Origin of the sequence: Roseovarius nitratireducens, assembly GCF_002925845.1 — a bacterium.
GTDB classification, from domain to species: domain Bacteria; phylum Pseudomonadota; class Alphaproteobacteria; order Rhodobacterales; family Rhodobacteraceae; genus Roseovarius; species Roseovarius nitratireducens.
This window is the reverse complement of record NZ_PDNI01000036.1, coordinates 1-24,620: the sequence shown is the minus strand read 5'-3', so window position 1 is coordinate 24,620 and position 24,620 is coordinate 1. Positions and strand designations below refer to the sequence as shown.

Genomic DNA, 24,620 nt, shown 5'->3' with positions numbered 1-24,620 from the left:
ACGGGAGGGGGCCAAGGCCCCCTCTCACAGCCAGATCGGAGGTAACATGGCCCGTGTCAGAGATGTCGGGATCGACGAGGTTCCCGAGGAGGTTCGGCCCGTTTACGAGCGTTACGCGCGCGAATACGGCCCGTTTCTCAACCAGGTGAAGGTGTTTGCCCATCGCCCCCCGGCGGTCAAGCACATCATGGGGCTGTTGCTGGAGCTGCATGACGAGGCGGTGCTGCCCAAGCGCTACCTGGAAATCGCGCTGGTGACCGTCTCGACCATCAACGCCTGCGAGTATTGCATCGGCCACCACGCGCCGCGCGCCGTGTCGCACGGGCTGAGCGCGGCGGCGGTGGAGGATATTCTTGTCGACAGCCCCGAGGGGTTCGACGCGGTCGATATCCTCGTGCGCGACTATGCCGTGCAAGTGACCAGCAATTTCAACTACATGAAGGACGCGATTTTCGACGAACTGAAGCGCCACTTCACCGAGGAGCAGATCGTGGAGCTGACGTTGCGCATCGCGCTGTGCGGGTTCTTCAACCGGGTCAACGATTCGCTCCAGATCGAAACGGAGGACGGCGTCGAGCAGATGCTCGCCTGAACGGCGGCGGCAACAGGGAGGACCGCGATGACCGAGCGGCTGAACGACGGGCTCTGGGCGTGGAAGCAGAGCGAGAACAACAACCGCATGATCGACCTGCAACGCGATGCACCCGCCGGGAGGCCGGTGCGGCTGGCGTATTTCGGCGGCTCGGCCTTTCGCATTACCGCGCCCTCGGGGCTTACGCTGATGATCGACCCGTGGCGCAACCCGCCCTGGGGCACGTGGAACTGGTACCTGTGCGAGTTTCCCGAGGTAGAGGTCGATATCGGCCTGTCGACACACGCCCATTTCGATCATGACTGCCTGCACCGCCTGCACGCGAGCACGCTTCTCGACCGGCTCATCGGGCGCTATGAATTCGCCGACGTGGCGATCACCGGCATTGCCGACAAGCACGTCTCGGACACCTCTCACGCGGATGTGGACTGGGCCGGGCTTACCCGCAAGCTCACCCCGATGGAGACGCTGCCGCCTGATAACTGGCGCTCGTTCGACAACACGCTGCTGCTGATCGAGACGGGGGGGTTGCGTATCCTGCACTGGGGCGACAACCGCCCTGATCCACCGCCCGAGGTATGGGACCGGCTGGGCCATGTCGATGTGGCGCTTCTGCCCATCGACGGCTCGCAGCACGTGCTGGGGTACGAGCAGATCGAGACGCTGCGCGAGCGCCTGCAGCCCAAGGTGATTGTGCCGCACCATTACTTCATCTGGAACGTCACGCATCGCGCCTCGACGCTCGGACCGCCGGGCGAATGGATGGCACGGCAGGGCAATGCGGTCTGGACCGACGACGCCGAGATCACGCTCGAAACCGATTGGGTGATGCAGCAAACCGATCTGGCGCTGTGTTTCGGCGACCGGGTGAGCTTTGACCCGCCCGATCCGGCGCGCGCGAGCGACCGGCATGACGGCGCCTGACCGCGCTGCGGGTCTCAGATGTCGTGATAGTCGCGATACCATTCGACAAACCGGCGCACACCCTCGCGAAACGGTGTCTGGGGCCGGTAACCGGTGAGGGTTTGCAACAGCGTCGCGTCGGCCCATGTGGCGGGCACGTCGCCTGTCTGCATGGGCATGTAGTTGCGGATCGCCGCGCGCCCGGTTTCGGCCTCGATGGCGTCGATGAAATCCAGCAGGCGCACCGTGTCGGAATTGCCGATATTGATCACGCGGAACGGGGCGGCGGAGCTTAGGCTGTCGCCCTCCACCGCCGTCTCGGGACCGCCGGGCACGACATCGACAAGCAGCCGTATGGCGCGCACGAGATCGTCGACATAGGTGAAGTCGCGCCACATCTCGCCGTTGTTGTAGATGTCGATGGGCGTGCCCTCGAGAATGCCCTTGGTGAACTTGAACAGCGCCATGTCGGGACGGCCCCAGGGGCCATAAACGGTGAAGAATCGAAACATCGTGACCGGCAGGCCGTGGATATGCGCCCAGGCATGGCCCATCGATTCGTTCGCCTTCTTGGTGGCGGCGTAGATGGTAAGTTGCGTGTCGGCCTTCTGCCGCTCGTCAAAGGGCATGTCCTCGTTGGCACCATACACCGAGGAGGTCGAGGCCATCAGAAGGTGCCGCACGTCTGCCACGCGCGCGGCCTCCATCACGTTGAGCGTGCCGACGACATTGGAATCGACATAGGCACGCGGGTTTTCAAGGCTGTAGCGCACGCCCGCCTGCGCGGCGAGATGCACGATCACATCGGGGGCAAAGGCCGAAACCGCTGCGCCGAGCGCCGCCTCGTCCTCGAGCATCGCCTCGGTGGCGGTAAAGCCGGGGGTCTGGTGCAGCATCGCGTGGCGACGCTGTTTCAGGCGGACATCGTAGTAATCCGTCATCCCGTCAAAGCCGGCCACCCGGTGCCCCTCGGCCAGAAGCAGCCGGGCAAGGTGAAAGCCGATGAAGCCAGCGGTGCCGGTGATGAAGACGCGCATCAGCGCCCCACCCCCTCATACCGCTCGAACCCGGCGCGGCGGGCATCCCGCGCGGAATAGATGTTGCGAAAATCGGCCATGCGGGGCGTGGCCATCTTCTTTGCCAGCTTTTTCAGGTCGAGCGCGCGGAACTCGTTCCACTCGGTGAGGATCACCAGCAGATCGGCGTTGTTGGCGGCCTTGTAGGGATCTACCGACCAGACCACCCCGGGCAGCAGCGCCTCGCCCTCGCGGCGGCCCTGTGGATCGACCACGCGCACCTTGGCCCCACCACCCACCAGTGCGGGCACGATGGTCAGGCTGGGCGCGTCGCGCATATCGTCGGTGTTGGGCTTGAAGGTCACGCCCAGCACGGCGACCACCTTGCCGTTGAAGCTGTCATCGACGAGGTCGCGCAGCTTCTCGATCATCCGCGCCTTGACGCCCGCGTTGACGCGGATCACCGTCTCGACGATGGTTTGCGGCACCGCGTGCTCCTGCCCGATGCGCGCGAGCGCCGAGGTGTCCTTGGGAAAGCACGATCCGCCATAGCCGGGGCCCGCGTGCAGGAACTTGTTGCCGATGCGCCCGTCGAGGCCCATGCCTCTCGCCACTTCCTTGACATCCGCGCCCACCCGCTCGCACAGCGCGGCGATCTCGTTGACGAAGCTGACCTTGGTGGCGAGGAAGGCGTTGGCCGCGTACTTGATCATCTCCGCCGATTCCAGATCGGTGTAGACGATGGGAAACTCGCGCAGGAACAGCGGGCGGTAGACATCGGCCATCACCTCCTGCGCGCGGCTCGATTGCACGCCCACCACCACGCGGTCGGGCTTCATGAAATCCTCGATCGCCGCACCCTCGCGCAGGAACTCGGGGTTCGACGCCACGTCGAACTCGGCCTTCGGGTTGGCCTTGGCCACCGCCTGCTTGACCTTGCGGTTGGTACCCACGGGAACGGTCGATTTCGTGACGATCACGGCATAACCGGTCAGCGCGCGGGCCACCTCTTCGGCGGCGGACATGACGTAGGTAAGATCGGCGTGCCCGTCGCCGCGGCGCGTGGGCGTGCCCACCGCGATGAAGACCGCGTCGGCCCCGTCCACCGCCGCCGCGAGGTCGGTGGTGAAGGAGAGCCGCCCCGCCTCGACATTCCGGGCCATCAGCGCGTCGAGCCCCGGCTCGTAGATCGGCACCTCGCCGCGTTCGAGCATCGCGATCTTTTCGGGCTGCTTGTCGACGCAGATCACGTCATGCCCGAAATCCGAAAAACACACCCCGGAGACGAGCCCGACATAGCCCGTGCCGATCATCGCGATTCTCACAATCCTGTCTCCCCGATGTCCGCACCTGCCCGGTAAGGCCCGCTACACTATCGCTCGTACCCCCGTGTCTTACACATCCGCTTCGGGCTTGAGAAGGCAGGAGGCGGTGCGGACCGAGACAAATGCGGTCGCCAAGCGCCCCGGGGGCGTATCAGAGACCGAGCTTTGCCGTCACGATCTGGTTCACTGCCTTGGGGTTGGCCTTGCCGCCGGTCGCCTTCATCACCTGGCCTACGAACCAGCCCGCAAGCTTGGGGTTGGCTTGTGCCTTTTCCACCTGCGCGGGGTTGGCGGCGATGATCTCGTCCACCGCCTGCTCGATGGCACCGGTATCCGTCACTTGGCGAAGGCCGCGCACCTCGACGATCTCTTCGGGGTCACCGCCCTCGGTATAGACGATCTCGAAGAGGTCCTTGGCGATCTTGCCGGAAATGGCGTCGGACTTGATGAGCCGCACGATGGCCGCGAGTTGCGCCGGGCTGACGGGGCTCTCCTCGATGGAATGATCCTCTTTCTTGAGCCTGCCAAAGAGTTCGTTGATGACCCAATTCGCGGCCAGCTTGCCATCGCCCGCGCCCGCCGCCACCGCCTCGAAATACCCGGCATTGGCGAGATCGGCGGTCAGCACGCTGGCGTCGTATTCCGAAAGCCCAAACTCCAGCACGAACCGCGCCTTCTTGGCATCCGGCAATTCGGGCAGGTTGGCCTCGATCTCGTCCACCCAAGCCTGCTCGATTTCCAGCGGCAGCAGGTCGGGATCGGGGAAATAGCGGTAATCATGCGCCTCTTCCTTGGAGCGCATGGAGCGGGTCTCGTTGCGGTCCGGGTCGTAGAGACGGGTTTCCTGCACCACCTCGCCGCCCGATTCCAGAATCGCGATCTGGCGGCGCGCCTCGTAGTCGATGGCCATCTGGATAAAGCGCATGGAGTTCATGTTCTTGATCTCGCAGCGCGTGCCGAGGTGCGCGAAGTCCTGTGTCTCCTGGTATTTCTCATACTGCCCCGGACGACAGACGGACACGTTGACGTCCGCCCGGAGGTTGCCGTTCTGCATGTTTCCGTCGCAGGTGCCCAGGTAGCGCAGAATCTGGCGCAGCTTGGTGACATAGGCGGCGGCCTCTTCGGGGCCGCGGATGTCGGGGCGGCTGACGATCTCCATCAGGCAGACGCCGGTGCGGTTGAGATCGACGAAGGACATCGCCGGGTCCATGTCGTGGATCGACTTGCCCGCGTCCTGTTCCATGTGGATGCGCTCGATCCGCACAAGCCGCGCGATCCCCGGCTCCATGTCCACGAGGATCTCGCCCTCGCCCACGAGCGGGTGGTAAAGCTGGCTGATCTGGTAGCCCTGCGGCAGGTCGGGGTAGAAATAGTTCTTGCGGTCGAAGGCTGACCAGAGGTTGATCTTTGCCTTCAGCCCCAGCCCGGTGCGCACCGCCTGCTCGACGCAGAACTCGTTGATGACGGGCAGCATGCCGGGCATCGCCGCATCCACGAAGGAGACGCAGGAATTGGGCTCGGCCCCGAATTGGGTGGAGGCGCCGGAAAACAGCTTGGCGCGCGAGGCCACCTGCGCGTGCACCTCCATGCCGATGACCAGCTCCCAATCGTGCTTGGCCCCGGCGATCACCTTGGGTTTCGGCGCGTCATAGGTGAGATCCAGCATGCTCGGGCTCCGTGTCTTGGCTCGGCCTGCGTTCTACGCGGCGGGCCGCGGCGGGGCAAGAGGGCCTAGCGCGCGAAGGACAGCCCCATGTCCCAGAAGCCGACCTCCAGCCGGGTCGCGGTGGTGAAGCGGTGGCAAAGCCTGTCCCAACCCGGCGTGGTCTCGGGCGCCGGGCCAAGACGGCGCGCCACCGCCCCGTCAAAGAGCGCCCCCACCTCGCGGCAAACCTGTTGATACTCCTTGCCACCATAGGTGGCGATCCAGTCGGCATAAGGGTGACCGTCGGCCACGTCCTGCCCCAGCCGCGCGCCGATCTCGCCATAGCCCATGACGCAAGGTGCCAGCGCCGCCAGCAGATCGAGAAAATCACCCGAATGCCCGGCATCGAGCACGTAGCGGGTATAGGCGAGGTTGGCGGGGTGTTCCGCGGTCTCGAACAGGTCGGCCTCCGACAACCCCGCTTCGGCGCAGGTGCGGACATGCAGGCCGATCTCGGTATTGACCAGCGCATCGACGGTGGCCGCGCAGGTGCGCATCTCGTCCACCGTTTCGGCCTTGGTCACGGCCAGCGCCCAGGCCCGCGCGAAATGGACGAGGAATATGTAGTCCTGCACGAGGTAGCCGAGAAACGCCGCGCGCGGCAGGCTCGCTTCGCGCAGCCGCTCGACAAAGGCGTGGCCTGTGTAGTCGCGCCAGACCGCCCCCGCCGCGTCGCGCAGGCGGGGGAAGGTCGTGCCGTAGCCCTCGGTCATCGCGCGTTCAGGTCCAGCGCGAGGCCCGAAACGGGCGTGTCGGTCTCGATCATCCCTGCGTCGAGCAGAAAGCGCTCGAAGCGGCGATAGCGCGCGTGATCGAGCGCTGCGGGGCGGGTGGCAAAGCGCGGATAGGTATCGGCCCAGGCTTTTTCGTTCAGCTCGTCCTGCAACTCGGTCGAGGTGCCCGCGAACATCTCCCAGCTTTCCTGTGGATGGTTCATGATGTATTGCGTCGCGCGCTCGGTGGCGTGCAGGAAGCGGCGGATCATGTCCGCGTTCATCGTCTCGGGATTGGCCACGTAGATAAGCTCGTCATAGGAGGGCACGCCCTCTTCCTCGACGTAGAAGCAGCGCCCCGGCACGCCCTCGATTTCCATCTGGTTCAATTCGAAATTGCGGTAGGCGCCGATCACCGCGTCCACCTGTCCCGACATCAGCGAGGGCGAGAGCGACCAGTTGACGCTGACGAGCTCGATGTCATCGAGGGTCAGGTCATGCTGCGCGAGGATGGCCGACAGCAGCGCCTCCTCGACACCCGCGACGGAAAAGCCCACCTTGCGGCCCTTGAGATCGGCGGTGGATTTGACAGGGCCATCCTCCAGCACCAGAAGGCAGTTGAGCGGTGTCGCGATGAGCGTGCCCACCCGGCGCAGCGGCAGACCCTCTTCGACCTGAAGGTGAAGCTGCGGCTGATAGGCGATCGCCAGGTCGGCCTTTCCGGCGGCGACCATCTTGGGCGGGTCGGAGGGATCGGAGGGGGCCACCACCTCGACCTCCAGCCCGGCCTCGTCGAAATAGCCAAGCTCCTCGGCGAGGATGATCGGCCCGTGGTCTGGGTTCACGAACCAGTCGAGGATCAGGGTCATCTTGTCCTGCGCCGTGGCCGGGGCGGCCAGAAGCGCGAGGATCAGGGTCAGGTATCTCATGTGTCTGTCTCCTGTTGAACGTCGCCTAGGGCGATCAATGCAATCTCTCCGTCCCAATGGCCGCGCAATCGCGTCGCGGCCTGCCACGACCGCAGGCCGGATCGGCAGGCCAACACGGCGCGCGTACCTTTGGGGTGGAGGGTGTCGAAATCAGGCACGCTGTGGCGCGTGGCGTCAGGCAAGGCGGGACCGCTCTCCTCCTCCGCCCGCAGATCGACGAGCCAGTCGTCATCCGTGATCTGCGCAGGCGTGATGAAGCCGAAGCCGCTTTCGGGCTCGGGCGCGCCGTCGAAGCGGAAACCGCCGAAGCGGTGGCCGATGGCCTCGAAGGTGACCAGTTGGCCGAGTGGCTGTGGCTCTATTCCGGCCAGAACCGTCAATGCCATCTGCGCCTGAAGACTGCCGATGACACCGACAGCGGGGCCGAGCACGCCATCGGCATCGCAACTGCCCAGCCGGTCCGGCAGGTCGGGGAACACCGCACGCAAAGACGGCGCGCCACCGCAGAACCCGCCAACGTAGCCGGAGGTGCCCACCACCGAGGCGCTGATCAGCGGCGTGCCTAGCGCGAGGCAGGTGTCGGACAGGATGTAGCTCGCCGCGAAACTGTCGGCGCAATCGAGAACCAGGTCGGCCGCGGCCACGTGATCGGGGGCGTTCAGTGGATCAAGCGGCTCTAACACGGCGGAAATCTTACATTCCGGGTTGAGCGCAGCCATATGCACGGCGGCGGTCTGCGCCTTGGGGTGGCCGATATCCGCCATCCGAAAGAGCGTCTGCCGATGCAGGTTGCTCAAGGAGACCCGGTCGCCGTCCATCAGCGTGATCCGCCCCACACCTGCGCCCACCAAGTATTGCAGCACCGGAGCGGCAAGCCCGCCCGCACCTATCACCAGCACATGCGCCGCGCCGAGCCGCGCCTGCCCCTTTGCCCCGAACTCGGGCAGGGCGATCTGACGGGCATAGCGGGTCACTTGGTGGCCTCGATCCATTGCCGTACCCGCGCCTCGGGGTCATCGTTCAGCGTGATATCCGTCACCGCAGACACCACATCCGCACCCGCGTTGAGCGCGCCTTGCGCGCGCTCCACCGACATGCCGCCAATGGCGACGAGGGGGATGTCGCCGATCAGGCGCTTCCATTCGGTGAGCTTCTCAAGCCCCTGTTCGTGCCATTTCATTTTCTTCAGGATGGTGGGATAGACGGGGCCAAGGGCGACGTAATCGGGATCGTGCGACAAGGCTCGATCCAGTTCGGCATGGTCATGGGTGCTGAGCCCGATCTTGATCCCCGCCCGCCGGATGGCAGGGATGTCGGCGGTATCGAGATCCTCCTGCCCGAGATGCACCCAGTCGCAGCCCAATTGAATGGCCACCTCCCAGTGGTCGTTGACCACGAGGATTGCGCGATTCACCCGACACAGGCTCTGAGCTTGCGCAATCTGCTGTTTCAGCATTTCGCCGGTCAGCGCCTTGATGCGCAACTGCACCAGCCCCACGCCGAGCGGCAGGGTGCGGCGAAGCCAGTCCGCGTCATCGAAGATCGGGTAAAAGCGCGGCAATGCCATCAGGTGAACGCCCTCCCCAGCACCGGCGTCGACGGCGCGGCCATGTCGCGCGGCTCCATCGGGTCAGCCTCGAACCCCAGCCGCCCGGCCTCCAGCGCACGCGCGAAACCCTCGGCCATCGCCACCGGATCACCCGCCTTGGCCACGGCGGTATTGAGCAGCACCGCGTCATAGCCCAATTCCATCGCGTGGGCCGCCTGAGAGGGCAGGCCCAGCCCCGCGTCGATCACCAGCGGCAGGTCAGGGAAATGGGCACGCAAGCTGCGCAGTCCGTAGACATTGTTGAGCCCCAGCCCGGTGCCGATCGGCGCGCCCCAGGGCATCAGCACCCGGCACCCGGCCTCGACCAGCCGTTCGCAAAGCACGAGATCCTCGGTGCAATAGGGAAACACCTTGAACCCCTCGTCGGTCAGGATGCGCGCCGCCTCTACCAGTCCGAAGGGGTCCGGCTGCAAGGTGTCGGCATGACCGATCACCTCGAGCTTGATCCAGTCGGTGTCGAAAAGTTCGCGCGCCATCTGCGCCGTTGTCACCGCCTCGCGTACCGAGTGGCAGCCAGCGGTGTTTGGCAGGACGTGCGCGCCCAGATCGCCGATCATGTCCCAGAACGCCTGTCCCGCGCGCTCGCCCCCCGCCTCGCGGCGGACCGAGACGGTGGCGATGCCCGCACCGGAGCGCTTGAATGCCTCGGCGAGGATCGCGGGCGAGGGGTATTGCGCGGTGCCGAGCATCAGGCGCGAGGTGATCTCGGTGTCGTAGTAACGTGGCATCTCAGCCCCCTTGCCGTGGCGCGACGATCTCGATCTGATCGCCATCAGCTAGTCTGTGTTCCGGCCTCATCGCTGCCGGGACGAAGCTCTGGTTCACCGCGGTCGCCACCTTGGCCGCGCCATAGCCCAGCTCATCCAGCAGCGCGTCGAGGGTGGTGGCCGCGCTCTCCTGCTTGGTGCCATTAACCGTGATCTTCATGGTAAAACTCCGGTCTCTGATTTTCGCGCATCACCAGCCCGGCGGTCATCCGTGCCACCGCGGGCGACAGAAGAAAGCCGTGCCGGAAAAGGCCGTTGACGTGGATCGTCTCGCCCTTGGCCGTGATGCGCGGCAGGTTGTCGGGAAAGGCGGGGCGCGCGTCGGCCCCGATCTCCATCACCTCGGCCTCGCCGAAGGCGGGGTGCAGGGCGTAGGCGGCCGAGAGCAATTCCATCACCGAGCGCGCCGAGGCGCGCCAGCGCTCCTCGCTCTCGATCTGCGTCGCGCCCAGCATGAACACGCCATCGCCGCGCGGCACGATGTAGAGCGGAAAGCGCGGATGCAGCAGGCGTATGGGCCGATTCAGGGTCACATCCGCCGAGCGCAGCACCACCATCTCTCCCTTGACGCCGCGCAGATCAGACAGGCTGTCCTGCGCCGCGAGGCCACGACAGTCGATCACCGGGCCATCGGGGGCGGCGGCGTCTTGCTCAAAGCGCGCGCCCGCCTCTTGCAGCCGTTTGCGAAGGTGCATGAGCGCGGCCCGCGGGTCGATATGCGCCTCGTCCTGAAAATAGAGCGCGCGGTCGTGGCGGTCGGCCAGATGCGGCTCTAACGCAGCTAACTCCTCACCGCTCACCAGCCGATGCCCGGTGGTGCGCCGCGCGAACTGATCCAACTCGCGCCGGTCGCGCTGCAGCGTGACAACGAGTGAGCCGCGCCGGATTACCTCGACACCCTGCGCTTCCCACCAGTCGGCGACCTGTTGGCCAAGGCGGACCACCGGCTCTTCCGCCGTCATCCCCTCGCAGAAGGGCGCAAGCATGCCACCCGCCCACCACGAGCAGCCATGTGCGCCGGGTTCCGGTGCGGGATCGCGAAGGGTAACGTGGACGCCCCGCGCCATGAGTTCAGTGGCCACACAGAGCCCCACGATCCCCGCACCGCGAATGGTGATTGCGTCGGTCATGTCCAGACCTCGTGAAAATGATGTACCGGGCCATGCCCCTGCCCGATCTCTAGCCCGTCGGCAGCAAGGATCGCCCGATGCAGCCAGCCATGCGCCCGCGCGACCGCCTCGCGCAGGGTCAGCCCCTGCGCCAGCCCCGCCGCGATGGCCGAAGAGAGGGTGCACCCGGTGCCGTGGGTGTTGCGCGTGTTGATGCGGGGCGCGTCGAGGCGCGTCACCTCATCGGTGATCAGCCAGTCGGTGCAGGTCTCTCCCTGCCCATGACCGCCCTTCATCAGCACCGCACCCGCGCCCATCCCGCATAACCGTGTGCCCTGCGCCTGCATGTCTGCATCGCTCATGGCCTCGGCACTGCCCAACAGCGCCGCCGCCTCGGGCAGGTTGGGTGTCAGCAAATCAGCGCGCGGCAGCAGATGCGCGATCAGCGCCGTGCGCGCCGCCTCGGGCAGGAGCCGCGCCCCGGACTTGGCGACCATCACCGGGTCGAGCACAATCGGGCCGTCATAGCCCGCTAGCGCCTCGGCGACCGTCTCGATCAGCCCGACATCGCCGAGCATCCCGATCTTGATGCAATCGATCCTGATATCGCCCAAAACAGCCGCAATCTGAGCGGCCACAGTCCCGTTGGGCACCGGGTGCACATCGGTCACGGCACAGGTGTTCTGCGCGGTCACGGCGGTGATCACGCTCGCGCCATACACGCCCAGCGCCGAGAACGTCTTGAGATCGGCCTGGATCCCCGCGCCGCCACCGCTGTCGGAGCCTGCGATTGTCAATGCGGTCGCCGCCATGCGCGTCTCCCTCAAGTTTTCGGAGAACGGATGCAGGGCGCGCTCGGGCTTGCTTATATCCGTTCCCTACGCCGGTATCATCCGGATCAGGTTCGATGGGTTGGCGCATCGCCTCTCAGCCCGTGCATCCCGGGCACCCCAACGGAGCTACCCAAGAGGTAACAGTGGCGCCGGACGCTCGCAAGGGGGGAAAGCGGGACAGGATATGTCGCAAACCGGCCGCACGCCGCCGGCTCCCGGGGTCAGGATGGGGCATGGCCAATCCCTCGGAGATGCGCCCATGTCCTATGCCGCCAATATCGACCAATTCGCGCCCATCGCGCGCTTCGCGCTGAATGCGGCGTTGCCCGTCCCCGAGGAGGTGCTGGCACGAACAGCGGTGCTGCTCATCGACACGCTGGGAGTGGCCGCGGGGGCGGCGTCGCTCGACGCAGGCCGCATCGCGCGGGATTTCGTCTACGATTTCCACGGGGCCGCGCGCGAGGATCACCGCGCCACCCTCCTCTTTGACGGGCGGCGCTGTGCCATGCCGGGGGCAGCCTGGGCGCTGGCCACGCAGCTCGACAATCTGGATGCGCATGACGGGCTGAATGCCACCAAGGGGCATATCGGCTGCGCCCTGGTGCCCGCGCTTTTCGCCTTTGCCGAAGCGCGCCCCGGACTGACCGGGCGGCAGGCGCTCACCGCGCTGGCGATGGGCTACGAGGTGGCCGCGCGCGCCGCCGTCGCACTGCATGCCACGGTGAGCGATTATCACACCTCCGGCGCGTGGAACGCGCTGGGCGTGGCGGCGCTGGGGGCGCATCTGCGGGGCGATACGGCGGATGTGCTGCGCCACGCGCTCGGCATCGCCGAGTATCACGGACCGCGTAGCCAGATGATGCGCGAGATCGCCAACCCGACGATGCTGCATGACGGCTCTGGCATGGGGGCCCTTGTCGGAGTTTCGTCCCTGTTACAGGCCGAACGTGGCTTTACCGGCGGGCCCGCGATCACCGTGGAGGGGGCGAATGTGGCGCCTGTCTGGGCCGATCTGGGCCACGACTGGACGGTGATGCGCAATTATATCAAGCCCTACCCGATCTGCCGCTGGGCGCATGGCGCGCTGGAATGCCTGCGGATGCTGGTCGAGGAGGAGGGCGTCAGACCGGAGGAGATCGAGGCACTGGAGGTCGCCACCTTCGCGCAATCCGCGGCCCTCTTTCCCGGGATGCCGGAGACAACGAGCGAGGCACAGTATTCGCTGGGCTTCGCGCTGGCGGCCTACCTCGTGCATGGCCGACTCGGCCCGACGGAAATAACCGGGGCCGCGTTACGCGATCCGCGCGTGGCGGAAATGCACGCCGGGATCACCGTGCGCGAGGAGCCGCGCCATTCCGCGCGCTTTCCCGAGGGGCGCTGGTCTGACGTGACCGTGCGGCTGCGCGACGGGCGCGTAGTCCGTTCGGGCGATTGCAACGCGCGCGGCGGGCCGGAGGCACCGATGCCCGAGGCCGATATCCGCGCCAAGCTGTCGGTGATGGCCGGGGGCGCGCTCTCGGAGGCGCGGATCGGCGCTCTATGGGAAATGCACGAGCGGCTGCTTGACCATGGTGCCAAATTCTCGCAGCTTGCCGGGCTCGTATACCCCGAACCGGACAGGCCATGACCGACGCCCCCCGTATCCTCGTCCACACCAGCGACCCCGCCCCGATGCTGGCGCGGCTGGCCGAGGTCGCCCCGGAGATCGAGGCGCGCGGACATGATGGCTATGAGGACCTTGATCGGGTGCTGGCGGAGTTCCGACCCGATATCGCCTATTCCGTCGCCTTCCACGGGCGCGGGGGTTATCCGCGCGAGGCGCTGCTCGGCCCGCGCGGGCCGCGCTGGATCGCCGTGGGCGGGGCCGGGGTGGATCATCTGACGCCGTGGGACACGGGCACCGTGACGGTCAGCAACGCCGCCGGGGTCGCCGCGCCGATGATCGCCGAATACGTATTCGGGTCGGTGCTGCATTTCACGCTCGACATCGACGGGATGGCCGCCGACCGCACAGCGCGGCACTGGGACAGCACGCGGCTGATGACGCCGCTTCAGGGCAAGACCCTCCTGATCGTGGGGCTGGGCCATACCGGTCAGGCGGTGGCGGCGCGGGCCAAGGCGTTCGGTCTCAACGTGATTGGCACCCGTGCCCGACCGAAACCGATGGAGAACGTGGACGAGGTACATCCCGCCGATGCGTTGCCCGATCTGTGGGGCAAAGCGGATATCGTGGTGCTGTCGGTGCCGCTTGTGCCCGGGACGCGGGGCCTTGTGAACGCGCGGTCGCTGATGGCGATGAAGCCGGATGCGATCCTCGTGGACGTGTCGCGCGGCGGCGTGCTCGACGGGGCGGCGCTCGTGAATACCATGCGCGCAGGGCATCTGCGCGGCGCCGCGCTTGACGTGTTCGAGACCGAGCCGCTGCCCGGCGATCACCCGCTCTGGGGTCTGGACCGGGTGATCCTGTCACCGCATTGCTCGGCGGTCTGGGAGGGCTGGGCGATGCGGTCCTTCGAGCTGTTTCTTGACAATCTCGGGCACTGGCGGCGGGGCGAGCCGCTTTTCAACGTCGTCGATCCGGAACGCGGCTATTGAGACCGAAAAACGCCCCGCCACGAGGGGCGGGGCAAGGCAAGGGCGCCCGGCCAAGTCAGGCCCCGGGCACCGGCGGTATGGGTGTCAGTTCGGGCGGTCGGCCATCTCGGCGCGGATCTGCTGGCGCAGCACGTCGATGGGCACGGTCTTGCCCTCGCGGCGAAAACACCAGTAGGTCCAGCCGTTGCAGGACGGCGCGCCCTCGAGATGCGCGCCCACCTTGTGGATCGAGCCGTTGATCCCGTCGGCCACCAGCGTGCCGTCGGCGCGCACCTTGGCGGCGGATTTGCCGTTCATCGAGGTCAGGACCTCGCCGGGGCGCAGCATCCCCCTCTCGACAAGCTGGCCAAAGGGCACGCGCGGCTCGGCGCGCTTGGACGTGGAAACCTGGAGCGCGTCACGGTCGTACTTGCGGATATTGGCGAGCCGTTTCTCGGCCACGCGGCGATAGCTCTCTTCGCGCTCGATCCCGATGTAATCGCGGCCCAGCATCCGGGCCACCGCCCCGGTCGTGCCGGTGCCGAAGAACGGGTCGAGCACCACGTCGCCGGGGCTGGTGGTGCCGACGAGCACGCGGTGCAGCAAGCTCTCGGGCTTTTGCGTGGGGTGCGCCTTGTCTCCGTTCTCGTCCTTGAGCCGCTCATGCCCGGTGCAGAGGGGCAGCACCCAGTCAGAGCGCATCTGGATACCGTCATTGAGCGATTTCAGCGCCTCGTAATTGAAGGTGTATTTCGCGCCCTCCTCGCGGCTGGCCCAGATCATCGTCTCGTGCGCGTTGGTCAGCCGCTTGCCGCGGAAATTCGGCATCGGGTTGGACTTGCGCCACACCACGTCGTTGAGGATCCAGAAGCCCGCATCCTGCAACGCGGCGCCGACGCGAAAGATGTTGTGATACGAGCCGATCACCCAGATCGCGCCGTTGGGCTTGAGGATGCGCCGCGCCGCCGCCAGCCATTGCTGCGTGAAGCGGTCATAGGCGGCGAAGCTGGCAAAGCTGTCCCACGCGTCGTCCACCGCATCGACCTGGCTGTTGTCGGGACGGTGGAGATCGCCGCGCAGTTGCAGGTTATAGGGCGGGTCGGCAAAGATCAGGTCGATGCTGGCCTCGGGCAGGCCATTCATCACCTCGATACAATCCCCGGCAAGAATCGTGTTGAGAGGGAGCGCGGCGGGGCGCCCGGTCTTGGTCTTGGTTGTCATTTTCTGCCTCTGTTCCCGGCGCCTTTGGCGCTCTGCTCATTGGCAAAAGAATGAGTCAAAGCCGATTCGCGGTCAATTTCTTTTTTGAATCAGGGGGTTAGTTATTTTTCTTGATACAAGATATTGTGCACCGGTTTGAAAGAACGCCTATGGTGAGGGGTGACCCCGAGATTTAGGAGCGCGGCGCGATGCGCCTTTGACGGATAGCCGGCGTTGCGCTCCCATCCATAGCCGGGAAACTGTTGCGCCAAATCCCGCATGAGACGATCACGGCAGGTTTTTGCCACGATCGACGCGGCCGCGATCGACAGCGAGACGGCATCGCCCCTCACGATGGCCCGCGCCGGGAGCGCCAGGCCGTGCGGCAGCATGTTGCCGTCGATAAGCGCCATGTCGGGGGAAGGATCGAGCGCGGCGACCGCCCGCTCCATCGCGAGATGCGCGGCGCGCAGGATGTTGATCTCGTCGATCTCGGCGACGGTAGCGTGGGCAATCGACACCTGCGCCGAGGCGAGGATCGCCTCGGTCAGCGCCTCGCGGCGCGCCGCACTCAGCTTCTTGGAATCGTTCAGCCCCTCCGGGATGGCCCCCGGATCGAGGATTACCGCCGCCGCTGTCACCGGCCCGGCGAGCGGGCCGCGCCCAACCTCGTCCACCCCGGCGATGCGGGCATGACCGAGGGCGCGCGCGGCGCTCTCGTACGTGAAATCGGGGCCTGTCATGCGCCCTGATGGCACGGGCCTCCCACGAATGCAAAGGGAGGGGCTCAATGGCCCCTCCCCGCGTGCCTGCTCGATGGCCTGCGGTTCAGTGGTATCCGTACCGATTGAGGCACCGGTCGCGATAGATCGTCCCGTGACGCCCGCCCACACGGACGGCACAGGCCGAGGGCAGCGCGGCATAGCCGTAGTTGTAGCCGCTCAGGCAGCGCCCGGAATAGCCAGACCGGTGGCCGTTTTGGACGCGGCAAGCGCCGGGCAGGTTGACGCGCCGTTGGCCGTAGCCATCATGGCGCTTGTATCCGCGGTCGTATCCGCGGTGACGGCCCCGGTTCTGCACACGCCCATAGGTGTCGTGGCTCCGACGCGAGACATAGCCGTCGTTGTTTCTCCGCTTCTTGTTGTTGCTGGCGATAGCCGCACCGATGATCGCACCGACGGCGATGCCCGCGACAATCTTGCCGGTGTCGTTCCCGGCGCGCACCTCCGTCGGGGTGGCCGCAGAGGCGAGCGCTAGCGCGCCGGCCATGAGGGTTGCAGTGAACTTGGTGAACATGGGTTTGATCCTTTCCCTAACTTGGACCGAGTTGTCGGGGCGCCCCGGGAGCCGTCACTTGCCGTAGCGGTCGCGCAGGTAGTTCTGCCGCGCGTCGTATCCGTGACCGCGCCGATAGCTGTCATGTTGGCCAAAGACCGGATACCGTCCGCGATAGCCGTGCCGATAAGCCCGGTAGTATCCATGCCGGGGGCGTTGGTAGCCGCGCCCGCGATAGCGGGGCCGCGCGTCTCGATAGCCGCGCCAGTATCCGCGGGCATCATGGCCGCGGTGGGCGCGGTGGCCGACGAGCATCACCTCTGCACCGATGGCCGGGGCGCCCTGCAAGGCCGGGGTGGCGGTGGCCGCCTGCGCGCCGCCAACACCAAGGGCCATGCCGAAGGCGAGAACGAGAAGCTTGCGAAACATGGTGTCTCCTTTCAGGTTTACGTGGCAGCGCGGTGCGAGAGGTGTGTCAGACCGCCATGACCGCAGGTCGTGCCCCGAAGGATGTGCCCGGTCCCGAGGGACAGACAATATCGCCCCCATGATATCCGATAACGCGCGTTTTCAGGGTCATTTCGCGTCACGGGATATTGAATAGCCGTGTGCGCTGGCGCATCTTGGCTCCATGACACGGATCATTCACACCCTCGCTCCGGCCCTCGCTTTCACGCTCGTTGCAGAGGCGGCGGTGGCGGCCTGCCAGATCGAGTACAAGGCCAAGCGGGAAAACCCGTTCGAGCTTTTCTATGACGTAACCACGGTCAACGCACCCTGTCCGGCAGCCGAGGCGGCGCTGAGGGCGCAACTGGCGAAACAGGGTCTGACCTTGCTCAAGGTCATGTCGAAAAAGGAAAAATAACGTGACCATGCGAGCATGATGACGCCGCGCGGACAGGGCACATCCGCCGCAGACATGCGTCGGTCGGCCACCCGCGTCGTGGTGATCGGCGTGATTGTCATTGTCGCGATCCTGACGCTTGCCGCCGTGTTCCTGTTTCTCAGCCTGCCCGACGCCAACGCGTTCAACGCGCGGGTCGAGCGCATCTTCGTCGAGAATGACGCGCTGACCGGCGAGGGCGAGATCAAGCTGCTGGAGATCCTCGCGCTATCGGGCACGGCCTTTTCCGAGACACTTGTCAGTTACCGGATGGTGATCTTTGTGTTGCTGGTGTTTTCCACGGCGCTGCTGGTGGCGTCGCTGGTGTTCCTGGTGATGCTGGTCACGCTCAACCGCCGCATGGCACAGATCGAGCGGACGGGCATACAGGTCTCGTCGCTGCTTATCAGCCGCGACGAGCGGACCGTCTATCTCAACGACATGGGCTTCAAGTTGACCGACGCCGCGCTCGAGACGCTGAGCATTCTGGCCGAGGCGCGGCTCGACGGCGATGTGCTCAGCGGGGCCGAAATCGAGGCGATGATCTCGGGGCGGCGGCCCGAGGACTGCGAAGAGGCCGCCGGTGCCACGCGGATCAAGCGGCTGCGCGACGCGCTCGGCAATCAGCTTGTGAGCGAGATGCTGGTCAAGAACATCGCGCGGCGCGGCTATGTGCTGCTGGTGGACAAGTCGGTGATCCGGGTGCAGTGACGAGCCCCCGGCGGCGCAACCCAAACGGGGGACGCCTACCCCTTTGGCCGACACCCCCCGCTACCCCACGTGCTCCCTACGCACCACACGTGTAACTCTTTGGAAGGTCCCGGCCATCCTGGCCCTGACAAGATGACCTTACCGCAAACGCGCGGCCCCTCCAAACCCGGAGTGCCGCGCATTCGTTTCAAATTGATGGGTTGCCGCGCTCAGGCGGCCTTTTTAGGGAATTGCGCCACCGCGCCCTCGATCAGCACCCGGTGCAACGCGGTGATCGCCGGTTCCATGTCCCTGGAGCCGAGAACGAATTGCACGTCCACGCCGCGCGGGGTCTGGTGCGCGGCGATCACTTCGATGCCCGCTTCCTCCAGCGCCGACAACCCGCGGCTCAGGACCTTGAGCCCTTGAAGGTTGCGACCGATGGGTGACACCACCGACAGCGTGCGCGCCGAGACCTTGGCCGAGGGGAACACCTCTTCGAGATCGCGCGCCACGCGCCGCACCGTCTTGAGCGAGGCGTGCACATAGTGGGTGATCGTGTTGGCGTTGGAGGTCTTGGACACGATCCAGACATTGTGCCGCTTGAGCGCGTCGAGAATGGCCGCGTCATAGCCCTTTACGCCCACCATGTCCTGCTCGAACAGCTCCAGCGCCACGACCTTGAGCCCGGTCACGATCTCGACATTCGCCTCGTCGGCTGGCTGATCGTCGATCAGCGTGCCGGGATCGCCGGGGTCGAAGGCGTTGGTCACGCGCAGCGGTACCTCGGCCTGGCGCAGGGTCTTGGCTGCCTTGGGGTGGATCGCCTCCATCCCGAGATTCGAGAGCTGATCGGCCACGTCGTAATTGGTGTGCCCCAGCTTGCGCACGGCACCCTCGCCCACGAGGTTCGGATCGGCGGAGGACAGATGGAATTCCTTGTGGATGATCGCCTCGGATGCGCCCGTCCAGGCGGCGATGCGGGCGAATGTCACCTCGGAATAGCCGCGGTCGAATTCGCGCATCAGCCCCTCGGTGCATTGCGCATAGCCGGTGACGATGGGCAGCTCGGTGGCAAGATCCACATCGCCCAGCCCCTGCGCGATGCGCTCAGACAGGGTGTGCTCGGCCTCGTCGCGCCAGCCGCTGAGGTCGATGAACCGCGCATTGACGCCCGCGCGCTGCAACAGCAGCGTGGTGACGAAGGCGGAATGCGCCTCGCCCAGCCCCGAGAGCAATTCGCGGATGACCAGCATGTGATCGGCCAGCCGGAAATGCCCGTAGGAACACAGCCGCTGAAGGTCGAACAGGCACGAGCGCGCGCCCTCGATCCGCTCGCGCACGAACTCGTCGGCCATGGTGCGATCGCCAGGGTGCTCGAGAATCTCGGTATGCGCCTCGCGCATGGCATGGCCCACCTCGGTCAGCGCGTCGAGCCAGCCGTGATCGTCATCGTCATTCGCAAACCGCGCATAGACACCGGGCGTGCCGGATTTCTTGTGCTCCAGCAGCTTGTTGGTGATCCCGCCAAAGGCCGAAACCACGAAGACCCGGTGATAGAGCGATGCGCCCTCGCGGTTCCCGATGAATAGCGTGTCCAGCAACTCGGCCACGCGGCTCATGGATGTGCCGCCGATCTTCTCGACGGTGTGCTGTGGAAAATTCATATTCTCTTTCCGGGGCGCGCGGCCCCAGACCTTTCTCAGCTGTCTTCCAGCGCGTAGGAGCCGTCTTCCTGATGGACTTCCTTGCCGGTCACCGGCGGGTTGAAGCAGCAGGCCATGACAAGCTCTTCCTCGGCGCGCAGGATGTGGCGATCGTGCTTGTCGAGCGCATACATCACGCCGGGCTTGATCTCGTGCGTCTCGCCGGTGGCCAGATCGGTGATCGAGCCCTTGCCCTGCACGCAGTAGACGCTCTCGAAATGGTTCTTGTACTCGAACGTGTGCTCGGACCCTGGCTCGAGGAAGGTGATGTGGAACGAAAACCCCATCCCGTCATCGGCCAAGAGCATCCGCACGCTCGACCATTGCGCGTCCGAGACGACGCGGTCGCGCTCTTCCTCGACGATCTTGTTGAAATCTCTCACGATCATGTTTGTCACTCCGCTGCGATCTTCTGTGTCTCGGTCACGTCCTGCACGGCCTCGACGAGGATGTCGAGGCCGCGGGCAAAGGTGTCCTCGGGCGTGGTGAGCGGCGCAAGCACCTTGACCACCTCATCATGCGCGCCCGATGTCTCGATGATGAGACCTTTTTCAAAGGCACGCGCGCAAATCTCGCCCGCGAGATCGCCATTTCCGACATCGACGCCCTGCATCATGCCGCGCCCCTTGAGGCGGGAACCGGGAATGCCGTCTGCGATGCGGGTGAGCGCGTCGCGCAGCATCTCGGCCTTGGCGGTGATCTCCTTCTGGAACGTGTCGTCCTTCCAGAATTTCTCCAGCGCCACGCGCGCGGTGACAAAGGCATGGTTGTTGCCGCGGAAGGTGCCGTTATGCTCGGCCGGGCCCCAGACATCGTGCTCGGGCTTGATGAGCAGCGCGGCGAAGGGCAGGCCCATCCCCGAAAAGCTCTTGGCCATCGGGATGAGATCGGGCTCGATCCCCATCTCCTCGAAGCTGAAGAACGTCCCCGTGCGGCCGCAGCCCGCCTGAATGTCATCGACAATGAACAGCGCGCCATGCTCTTTCGCAAGCTTTGCCACCCCCTGCATGAAGGCGGTGGAGGCGGCGTTGAGCCCGCCTTCGCCCTGCACCGGCTCGATGATGAATGCAGCGGGCGCATCGACGCCGCTCGACGGATTGCCGAGCATCTCCTCGATGATCTTCAGGCTGTCCATGCCATCGCCGAACGCGCCCTCGTAGGGCATGTGCGTGACATCATGGAGCGAGACAGGCCCGGCACCGGCACGCTTGCCGGCATTGCCGGTCGCTGCCAGCGCGCCCATGGTCATACCGTGGAACCCGTTGGTGAACGCGATGATGTTGCGGCGACCGGTGATCTTGCGCGCCAGCTTCATCGCCGCCTCGACGGCATTGGTACCGGTGGGGCCGGTCATCATCACCTTGTAGTCCATGTCGCGAGGCTTGAGGATGATCTCCTCGAACGCACCCAGGAAATCGGCCTTGGCCCCGCTGTGCATGTCAAGGCCGTGGGTGATCCCGTCGGCGGTGATATGCTCGATCAGCGCCGCCTTCATGTCGGGGTCGTTGTGCCCGTAGTTGAGCGACGAACACCCGGCGAGAAAGTCGATATAGGTGCGACCCGTCGCATCCGTCAGCTCGGACCCCTGCGCCTTGACAAAGGACGTGGGGAAGCTGCGGCAATAGCTGCGCGCCTGCGATTCACGGCGCGCATAGATTTCGAGATCGGCTGACTTGTCAGTCGGCATAACGTGTTCCTTCATGTGATTGGGTATGGGGCGCGGGCGGCGGCCGGTTTCAGGCCGCCTTCTTCATCCGCGCCTTGAGAGAGATCGTCACCATGTACTCGGTGTCGTGAAGCTCGTCGAAATGATCGTCCTTCGAGAAGTAGGGCGCGCTCGACAGCGCGGCATCGCTCATCTCGGTGAACTTGCGGAACAGCGCCCAGCTTGCGGCGTTGTCGCGGGTGATCGTGGTCTGCACGCGGGTCACGCCCTTGCAGATGTCGCGTGACAGCAGGCCACGCAGCATCAGCGTGCCAAGGCCCGTACCGCGCGCCGTTTCCGACACGGCGACCTGCCAGACGAACAGCGTCTCGGGGTCATGGGGCAGCTTGTAGCCCGAGACCCAGCCCACGATCTCGCCATCCATCTCTGCGACGATGCAGGTGTCGCGGAAATGATCGCACTGCACGAGGTTGCAATACATGGAATTCTCGTCGAGCGGCTTGCAGGCGCGAACGAGCCTCCAGATATCGGCCCCGTCCTCGGCTGCGGGCTTGCGCAGCGACGGCATGGCTTTCCCGAAAATTTCCCTTGCATGGCGCATGGATCATTGGCCCTCTGTTGTTTCGATTGACTAACTATAATACTTAGCCTATGAAATCAACCTTGATCCGTAAAATAGTTAATTTTCAATTGAAGTCGCCGATAAAGCCAAGGAATTCGAGAAGAAACGATTAGTTTTCTTTGACTAACTAGGCGAGAAAGATGAAGGAGGGAAGAATTTGCAATTGAGTGACAGCTTTGCAACCATCGCGTCCATCAACGGGAGAGACCGCATGGATCGCACCGATCAGAGCCTCATCGCGCTCCGGCGCATCCTGCGCGCCACCGAGATTTATGGGCGCAAGCTGGCCAATGCCGCCGGACTCACCGCCGTGCAGTTCCGCGTGCTCCAGATCGTGGCCGAGCGCGGCCACAGCACCGCGACCGAAATCGCCCGGCGGATGCGCGTGAGCCAGGCAACCGTTACCTCGCTGGTCGACAAGCTGGTCAAGCACGGCATGGTCACCCGCGAGAAATCACAGGCCGATCGGCGGCAGATCAACATCCTCATCACCGAGCGCGGGCACGACACGATCAACCTCGCGCCTGACGCGCTGCAACAACGCTACGTGCGCAAGTTCGAAACGCTGGAGGACTGGGAACAGGCGCAGCTTGTCGCGTCGCTCGAACGGGTGGCGGCGATGCTCGACGCCGATGACATCGACGCCTCGCCGGTGCTCGACACCGGCGACCTGCGCAGCGCGTCCTGAGCCGAAACGCAAACGCCCGCCACGAGGGCGGGCGTTGTCGCGAAATGACAGCCGGTCAGCCGTAGACCGATTCCCTGCCGAAATGCCTGGTCAGCATGTAGTAGACCACGGCGCGATACTTGTTGCGCTCGGAGCGACCATAGGTCTCCAGCACCTGGTTGATCGCGTCCATCAGCGCAGGCGTGTCGGAGAGGCCCAGCTTCTTGACGAGAAAATTGTTCTTCACGGTTTCGAGCTCCCCGGGCTGCCCTGCCGCCACTGTCGCGGCATCGGCGTCGTAGATCGCCGGGCCGCAGCCGATTGTCACCTTGGTGAGCAGGTCCATGTCGGGCTCCATTCCGCACTTGTTGCGCAGATCGTCCGCATAGCGTGCAATCAGATCGTCACGTTTTCCCATCAAGAATCTCCCAAATACCCGGCCGATGCACCGGCACCTCGTTTCACCAAGCCCCGAAAATGGCGCTTGGCGAACGATAGCGGCTGATCTTGCGCGCACAAAGGGAAAGTTCTCCGCGCTTGGCGGCGCGTCTCAATACCGGTAATGCTCGGGCTTGAACGGCCCTTCCGGCGTCACGCCGATATACTCCGCCTGGTCGGGGCGCAGTTCGGTCAGTTTGACGCCGATGCGGTCCAGGTGCAGGCGCGCCACCTTTTCATCGAGGTGCTTGGGCAGGACATAGACCTCGTTGCCGTAATTCTCGCCCCTGGTCCAAAGCTCGATCTGCGCCAGGACCTGGTTGGTGAACGAGGCCGACATCACGAAGGACGGGTGCCCGGTGGCGTTGCCGAGGTTCAGAAGCCGCCCCTCCGACAACAGGATGATCCGGTTGCCCGAGGGCATCTCGATCATGTCCACCTGGTCCTTGATGTTGGTCCACTTGTGGTTCTTGAGCGTCGCCACCTGAATTTCATTGTCGAAATGGCCAATATTGCCGACGATCGCCATGTCCTTCATCGCGCGCATGTGCTCGATGCGGATCACGTCCTTGTTGCCGGTGGTGGTGATGAAGATGTCGGCGCTGTCGACCACGTCTTCCAGCACCGTCACCTCGAAGCCGTCCATCGCCGCCTGAAGCGCGCAGATCGGATCGACCTCGGTCACCTTGACCCGCGCGCCGGCCCCGCGCAGGCTCGCGGCAGACCCCTTGCCGACATCGCCATAGCCGCAGACGACGGCAACCTTGCCCGCCATCATCGTGTCGGTGGCACGGCGGATGCCGTCGACGAGGCTTTCCTTGCAGCCATACTTGTTGTCGAATTTCGACTTGGTGACGCTGTCATTGACGTTGATCGCCGGGAACGGCAGGTGCCCCTTCTCCATCATCTTGTAGAGCCGGTGCACGCCGGTGGTGGTCTCTTCCGAGACACCCTTGATCATGTGGCGCTGCTTCACGAACCAGCCGGGGCTTTCGGCCATGCGTTTGCGAATCTGCGCGAATAGCGCCTCTTCCTCTTCCGAGGTGGGCGTCTCGATCAGGTCGGTCTCGCCCTCCTCGACGCGGGCCCCCATCAGGATATAGAGCGTGGCATCGCCGCCATCGTCGAGGATCAAGTTGGCGCCACCCTCGGGAAACCGGAAGATCCGGTCGCAGTAATCCCAGTATTCCTCGAGGCTTTCGCCCTTGATGGCAAAGACCGGCGTGCCGCCCTCGGCGATCGCCGCCGCGGCGTGATCCTGGGTGGAGAAGATGTTGCACGACGCCCAGCGCACGCTCGCGCCCAGCTCCACCAGCGTCTCGATCAGCACGGCGGTCTGAATGGTCATGTGCAGGCTGCCGGCGATCCGCGCGCCCTTGAGCGGCTTGTCCTCGCCGT

General features: G+C 65.2%; 28 protein-coding genes and 1 riboswitch. Of the genes, 7 read left to right on the top strand and 21 right to left on the bottom strand.

The window, feature by feature from the left end; translation table 11 throughout:
• Positions 1–46 precede the first annotated feature (46 nt).
• Both CRJ03_RS06895 and CRJ03_RS06890 read left to right on the top strand, forming a co-directional pair.
• The gene (locus CRJ03_RS06895) at positions 47–592 is read left to right on the top strand and encodes a carboxymuconolactone decarboxylase family protein (protein WP_104018166.1); all 546 of its coding nucleotides are present in this window, start codon (positions 47–49) and stop codon (positions 590–592) included.
• Between the two features lie 27 nt (positions 593–619).
• Entirely contained in the window at positions 620–1,516 is an 897-nt protein-coding gene (locus tag CRJ03_RS06890) for an MBL fold metallo-hydrolase (protein WP_104018165.1), read from the top strand.
• A gap of 14 nt (positions 1,517–1,530) precedes the next feature.
• Here the strand turns inward: CRJ03_RS06890 and CRJ03_RS06885 are convergent, their stop codons facing one another.
• From CRJ03_RS06885 to thiD, 11 genes are all read right to left on the bottom strand, one after another.
• Positions 1,531–2,532 (bottom strand): NAD-dependent epimerase/dehydratase family protein, encoded by a 1,002-nt coding sequence (locus CRJ03_RS06885; protein ID WP_165375274.1) that lies wholly within the window; start codon positions 2,530–2,532, stop codon positions 1,531–1,533.
• Positions 2,532–3,836 (bottom strand): UDP-glucose dehydrogenase family protein, encoded by a 1,305-nt coding sequence (locus tag CRJ03_RS06880; protein ID WP_104018163.1) that lies wholly within the window; start codon positions 3,834–3,836, stop codon positions 2,532–2,534. Before CRJ03_RS06880 ends, CRJ03_RS06885 begins: the two co-directional genes overlap by 1 nt.
• A 151-nt stretch (positions 3,837–3,987) precedes the next feature.
• Positions 3,988–5,502, bottom strand: coding sequence for an Asp-tRNA(Asn)/Glu-tRNA(Gln) amidotransferase subunit GatB (gene gatB / locus CRJ03_RS06875; protein WP_104018162.1), 1,515 nt, complete (start codon positions 5,500–5,502; stop codon positions 3,988–3,990).
• Between the two features lie 65 nt (positions 5,503–5,567).
• A complete protein-coding gene (tenA, locus tag CRJ03_RS06870; RefSeq protein ID WP_104018161.1) occupies positions 5,568–6,254 on the bottom strand; it encodes a thiaminase II in 687 nt (228 codons plus the stop codon).
• Positions 6,251–7,183 (bottom strand): ABC transporter substrate-binding protein, encoded by a 933-nt coding sequence (locus CRJ03_RS06865; protein WP_104018160.1) that lies wholly within the window; start codon positions 7,181–7,183, stop codon positions 6,251–6,253. The genes tenA and CRJ03_RS06865 overlap by 4 nt, the downstream gene beginning before the upstream one ends.
• Positions 7,180–8,157, bottom strand: coding sequence for a HesA/MoeB/ThiF family protein (locus tag CRJ03_RS06860; protein ID WP_104018159.1), 978 nt, complete (start codon positions 8,155–8,157; stop codon positions 7,180–7,182). The genes CRJ03_RS06865 and CRJ03_RS06860 overlap by 4 nt, the downstream gene beginning before the upstream one ends.
• Positions 8,154–8,750, bottom strand: a complete 597-nt coding sequence (locus CRJ03_RS06855; protein ID WP_104018158.1) for a thiamine phosphate synthase — start codon at positions 8,748–8,750, stop codon at positions 8,154–8,156. The genes CRJ03_RS06860 and CRJ03_RS06855 overlap by 4 nt, the downstream gene beginning before the upstream one ends.
• On the bottom strand, positions 8,750–9,520 hold the full coding sequence (locus CRJ03_RS06850) for a thiazole synthase (RefSeq protein WP_104018157.1): 771 nt from the start codon (positions 9,518–9,520) through the stop codon (positions 8,750–8,752). Before CRJ03_RS06850 ends, CRJ03_RS06855 begins: the two co-directional genes overlap by 1 nt.
• A 1-nt stretch (position 9,521) precedes the next feature.
• Positions 9,522–9,719 carry a sulfur carrier protein ThiS gene (gene thiS / locus CRJ03_RS06845; RefSeq protein ID WP_104018156.1) on the bottom strand — a complete coding sequence of 66 codons (198 nt, stop codon included), beginning with the start codon at positions 9,717–9,719 and terminating at the stop codon, positions 9,522–9,524.
• The gene (locus CRJ03_RS06840) at positions 9,703–10,689 is read right to left on the bottom strand and encodes an FAD-dependent oxidoreductase (RefSeq protein WP_104018155.1); all 987 of its coding nucleotides are present in this window, start codon (positions 10,687–10,689) and stop codon (positions 9,703–9,705) included. The genes thiS and CRJ03_RS06840 overlap by 17 nt, the downstream gene beginning before the upstream one ends.
• The gene (gene thiD, locus CRJ03_RS06835; protein ID WP_104018154.1) at positions 10,686–11,480 is read right to left on the bottom strand and encodes a bifunctional hydroxymethylpyrimidine kinase/phosphomethylpyrimidine kinase; all 795 of its coding nucleotides are present in this window, start codon (positions 11,478–11,480) and stop codon (positions 10,686–10,688) included. The genes CRJ03_RS06840 and thiD overlap by 4 nt, the downstream gene beginning before the upstream one ends.
• A gap of 46 nt (positions 11,481–11,526) precedes the next feature.
• Positions 11,527–11,631: riboswitch (TPP riboswitch) on the bottom strand.
• Positions 11,632–11,760: 129 nt separating this feature from the next.
• Here thiD and CRJ03_RS06830 point away from each other — a divergent pair.
• Both CRJ03_RS06830 and CRJ03_RS06825 read left to right on the top strand, forming a co-directional pair.
• Positions 11,761–13,128, top strand: coding sequence for an MmgE/PrpD family protein (locus tag CRJ03_RS06830; protein WP_104018153.1), 1,368 nt, complete (start codon positions 11,761–11,763; stop codon positions 13,126–13,128).
• Positions 13,125–14,096, top strand: a complete 972-nt coding sequence (locus CRJ03_RS06825) for a D-2-hydroxyacid dehydrogenase (protein WP_104018152.1) — start codon at positions 13,125–13,127, stop codon at positions 14,094–14,096. The genes CRJ03_RS06830 and CRJ03_RS06825 overlap by 4 nt, the downstream gene beginning before the upstream one ends.
• 84 nt (positions 14,097–14,180) lie before the next feature.
• Here the strand turns inward: CRJ03_RS06825 and CRJ03_RS06820 are convergent, their stop codons facing one another.
• The 4 genes from CRJ03_RS06820 to CRJ03_RS06805 all read right to left on the bottom strand — a co-directional run bounded on the left by CRJ03_RS06820 (position 14,181) and on the right by CRJ03_RS06805 (position 16,979).
• Positions 14,181–15,296 (bottom strand): site-specific DNA-methyltransferase, encoded by a 1,116-nt coding sequence (locus CRJ03_RS06820; RefSeq protein WP_104018151.1) that lies wholly within the window; start codon positions 15,294–15,296, stop codon positions 14,181–14,183.
• A 101-nt stretch (positions 15,297–15,397) separates the two neighbouring features.
• Complete coding sequence (rnhB, locus tag CRJ03_RS06815; RefSeq protein WP_104018150.1) at positions 15,398–16,018, bottom strand: ribonuclease HII; 621 nt, start codon at positions 16,016–16,018, stop codon at positions 15,398–15,400.
• Between the two features lie 85 nt (positions 16,019–16,103).
• The gene (locus CRJ03_RS06810; protein ID WP_104018149.1) at positions 16,104–16,571 is read right to left on the bottom strand and encodes a hypothetical protein; all 468 of its coding nucleotides are present in this window, start codon (positions 16,569–16,571) and stop codon (positions 16,104–16,106) included.
• 54 nt (positions 16,572–16,625) lie between these two features.
• Positions 16,626–16,979 (bottom strand): hypothetical protein, encoded by a 354-nt coding sequence (locus CRJ03_RS06805; protein WP_104018148.1) that lies wholly within the window; start codon positions 16,977–16,979, stop codon positions 16,626–16,628.
• A 202-nt stretch (positions 16,980–17,181) separates the two neighbouring features.
• Between CRJ03_RS06805 and CRJ03_RS06800 the strand changes: the two genes are divergently transcribed.
• Both CRJ03_RS06800 and CRJ03_RS06795 read left to right on the top strand, forming a co-directional pair.
• A complete protein-coding gene (locus tag CRJ03_RS06800; protein WP_104018147.1) occupies positions 17,182–17,415 on the top strand; it encodes a hypothetical protein in 234 nt (77 codons plus the stop codon).
• A gap of 18 nt (positions 17,416–17,433) precedes the next feature.
• On the top strand, positions 17,434–18,144 hold the full coding sequence (locus CRJ03_RS06795) for a winged helix-turn-helix domain-containing protein (RefSeq protein ID WP_104018322.1): 711 nt from the start codon (positions 17,434–17,436) through the stop codon (positions 18,142–18,144).
• A 209-nt stretch (positions 18,145–18,353) separates the two neighbouring features.
• On the opposite strand, the gene CRJ03_RS06790 is transcribed toward CRJ03_RS06795, so the two are convergent.
• From CRJ03_RS06790 to ectA, 4 genes are read right to left on the bottom strand one after another with little or no spacing between them, the layout of a single operon-like run.
• Complete coding sequence (locus tag CRJ03_RS06790; protein ID WP_104018146.1) at positions 18,354–19,790, bottom strand: aspartate kinase; 1,437 nt, start codon at positions 19,788–19,790, stop codon at positions 18,354–18,356.
• A 35-nt stretch (positions 19,791–19,825) separates the two neighbouring features.
• The gene (locus CRJ03_RS06785) at positions 19,826–20,218 is read right to left on the bottom strand and encodes an ectoine synthase (RefSeq protein WP_104018145.1); all 393 of its coding nucleotides are present in this window, start codon (positions 20,216–20,218) and stop codon (positions 19,826–19,828) included.
• 5 nt (positions 20,219–20,223) lie between these two features.
• A complete protein-coding gene (gene ectB / locus CRJ03_RS06780) occupies positions 20,224–21,516 on the bottom strand; it encodes a diaminobutyrate--2-oxoglutarate transaminase (protein WP_104018144.1) in 1,293 nt (430 codons plus the stop codon).
• A gap of 49 nt (positions 21,517–21,565) precedes the next feature.
• Complete coding sequence (ectA, locus tag CRJ03_RS06775; protein ID WP_240611588.1) at positions 21,566–22,063, bottom strand: diaminobutyrate acetyltransferase; 498 nt, start codon at positions 22,061–22,063, stop codon at positions 21,566–21,568.
• A gap of 265 nt (positions 22,064–22,328) precedes the next feature.
• Between ectA and CRJ03_RS06770 the strand changes: the two genes are divergently transcribed.
• A complete protein-coding gene (locus tag CRJ03_RS06770) occupies positions 22,329–22,805 on the top strand; it encodes a MarR family winged helix-turn-helix transcriptional regulator (RefSeq protein WP_206018326.1) in 477 nt (158 codons plus the stop codon).
• Positions 22,806–22,860: 55 nt separating this feature from the next.
• Here the strand turns inward: CRJ03_RS06770 and CRJ03_RS06765 are convergent, their stop codons facing one another.
• Together CRJ03_RS06765 and ahcY are read right to left on the bottom strand one after the other, a co-directional pair.
• A complete protein-coding gene (locus tag CRJ03_RS06765) occupies positions 22,861–23,202 on the bottom strand; it encodes a DUF2853 family protein (protein WP_104018142.1) in 342 nt (113 codons plus the stop codon).
• Positions 23,203–23,334: 132 nt separating this feature from the next.
• The coding region (gene ahcY, locus CRJ03_RS06760) for an adenosylhomocysteinase (protein WP_104018141.1) at positions 23,335–24,620 on the bottom strand (1,286 nt) is incomplete at its 5' end.

Excerpts from the sequence above, each read along its gene's own strand:
- CRJ03_RS06895 (WP_104018166.1), top strand. The coding sequence starts at position 47 with ATGGCCCGTGTCAGAGATGTCGGGATCGACGAGGTTCCCGAGGAGGTT.
- CRJ03_RS06890 (WP_104018165.1), top strand. The coding sequence starts at position 620 with ATGACCGAGCGGCTGAACGACGGGCTCTGGGCGTGGAAGCAGAGCGAG.
- CRJ03_RS06885 (WP_165375274.1), bottom strand. The coding sequence starts at position 2,532 with ATGCGCGTCTTCATCACCGGCACCGCTGGCTTCATCGGCTTTCACCTT.
- gatB (WP_104018162.1), bottom strand. The coding sequence starts at position 5,502 with ATGCTGGATCTCACCTATGACGCGCCGAAACCCAAGGTGATCGCCGGG.
- tenA (WP_104018161.1), bottom strand. The coding sequence starts at position 6,254 with ATGACCGAGGGCTACGGCACGACCTTCCCCCGCCTGCGCGACGCGGCG.
- CRJ03_RS06865 (WP_104018160.1), bottom strand. The coding sequence starts at position 7,183 with ATGAGATACCTGACCCTGATCCTCGCGCTTCTGGCCGCCCCGGCCACG.
- CRJ03_RS06855 (WP_104018158.1), bottom strand. The coding sequence starts at position 8,750 with ATGGCATTGCCGCGCTTTTACCCGATCTTCGATGACGCGGACTGGCTT.
- CRJ03_RS06850 (WP_104018157.1), bottom strand. The coding sequence starts at position 9,520 with ATGCCACGTTACTACGACACCGAGATCACCTCGCGCCTGATGCTCGGC.
- thiS (WP_104018156.1), bottom strand. The coding sequence starts at position 9,719 with ATGAAGATCACGGTTAATGGCACCAAGCAGGAGAGCGCGGCCACCACC.
- CRJ03_RS06840 (WP_104018155.1), bottom strand. The coding sequence starts at position 10,689 with ATGACCGACGCAATCACCATTCGCGGTGCGGGGATCGTGGGGCTCTGT.
- thiD (WP_104018154.1), bottom strand. The coding sequence starts at position 11,480 with ATGGCGGCGACCGCATTGACAATCGCAGGCTCCGACAGCGGTGGCGGC.
- CRJ03_RS06830 (WP_104018153.1), top strand. The coding sequence starts at position 11,761 with ATGTCCTATGCCGCCAATATCGACCAATTCGCGCCCATCGCGCGCTTC.
- CRJ03_RS06825 (WP_104018152.1), top strand. The coding sequence starts at position 13,125 with ATGACCGACGCCCCCCGTATCCTCGTCCACACCAGCGACCCCGCCCCG.
- CRJ03_RS06820 (WP_104018151.1), bottom strand. The coding sequence starts at position 15,296 with ATGACAACCAAGACCAAGACCGGGCGCCCCGCCGCGCTCCCTCTCAAC.
- rnhB (WP_104018150.1), bottom strand. The coding sequence starts at position 16,018 with ATGACAGGCCCCGATTTCACGTACGAGAGCGCCGCGCGCGCCCTCGGT.
- CRJ03_RS06810 (WP_104018149.1), bottom strand. The coding sequence starts at position 16,571 with ATGTTCACCAAGTTCACTGCAACCCTCATGGCCGGCGCGCTAGCGCTC.
- CRJ03_RS06805 (WP_104018148.1), bottom strand. The coding sequence starts at position 16,979 with ATGTTTCGCAAGCTTCTCGTTCTCGCCTTCGGCATGGCCCTTGGTGTT.
- CRJ03_RS06800 (WP_104018147.1), top strand. The coding sequence starts at position 17,182 with ATGACACGGATCATTCACACCCTCGCTCCGGCCCTCGCTTTCACGCTC.
- CRJ03_RS06795 (WP_104018322.1), top strand. The coding sequence starts at position 17,434 with ATGACGCCGCGCGGACAGGGCACATCCGCCGCAGACATGCGTCGGTCG.
- CRJ03_RS06790 (WP_104018146.1), bottom strand. The coding sequence starts at position 19,790 with ATGAATTTTCCACAGCACACCGTCGAGAAGATCGGCGGCACATCCATG.
- CRJ03_RS06785 (WP_104018145.1), bottom strand. The coding sequence starts at position 20,218 with ATGATCGTGAGAGATTTCAACAAGATCGTCGAGGAAGAGCGCGACCGC.
- ectB (WP_104018144.1), bottom strand. The coding sequence starts at position 21,516 with ATGCCGACTGACAAGTCAGCCGATCTCGAAATCTATGCGCGCCGTGAA.
- ectA (WP_240611588.1), bottom strand. The coding sequence starts at position 22,063 with ATGCCGTCGCTGCGCAAGCCCGCAGCCGAGGACGGGGCCGATATCTGG.
- CRJ03_RS06770 (WP_206018326.1), top strand. The coding sequence starts at position 22,329 with ATGGATCGCACCGATCAGAGCCTCATCGCGCTCCGGCGCATCCTGCGC.
- CRJ03_RS06765 (WP_104018142.1), bottom strand. The coding sequence starts at position 23,202 with ATGGGAAAACGTGACGATCTGATTGCACGCTATGCGGACGATCTGCGC.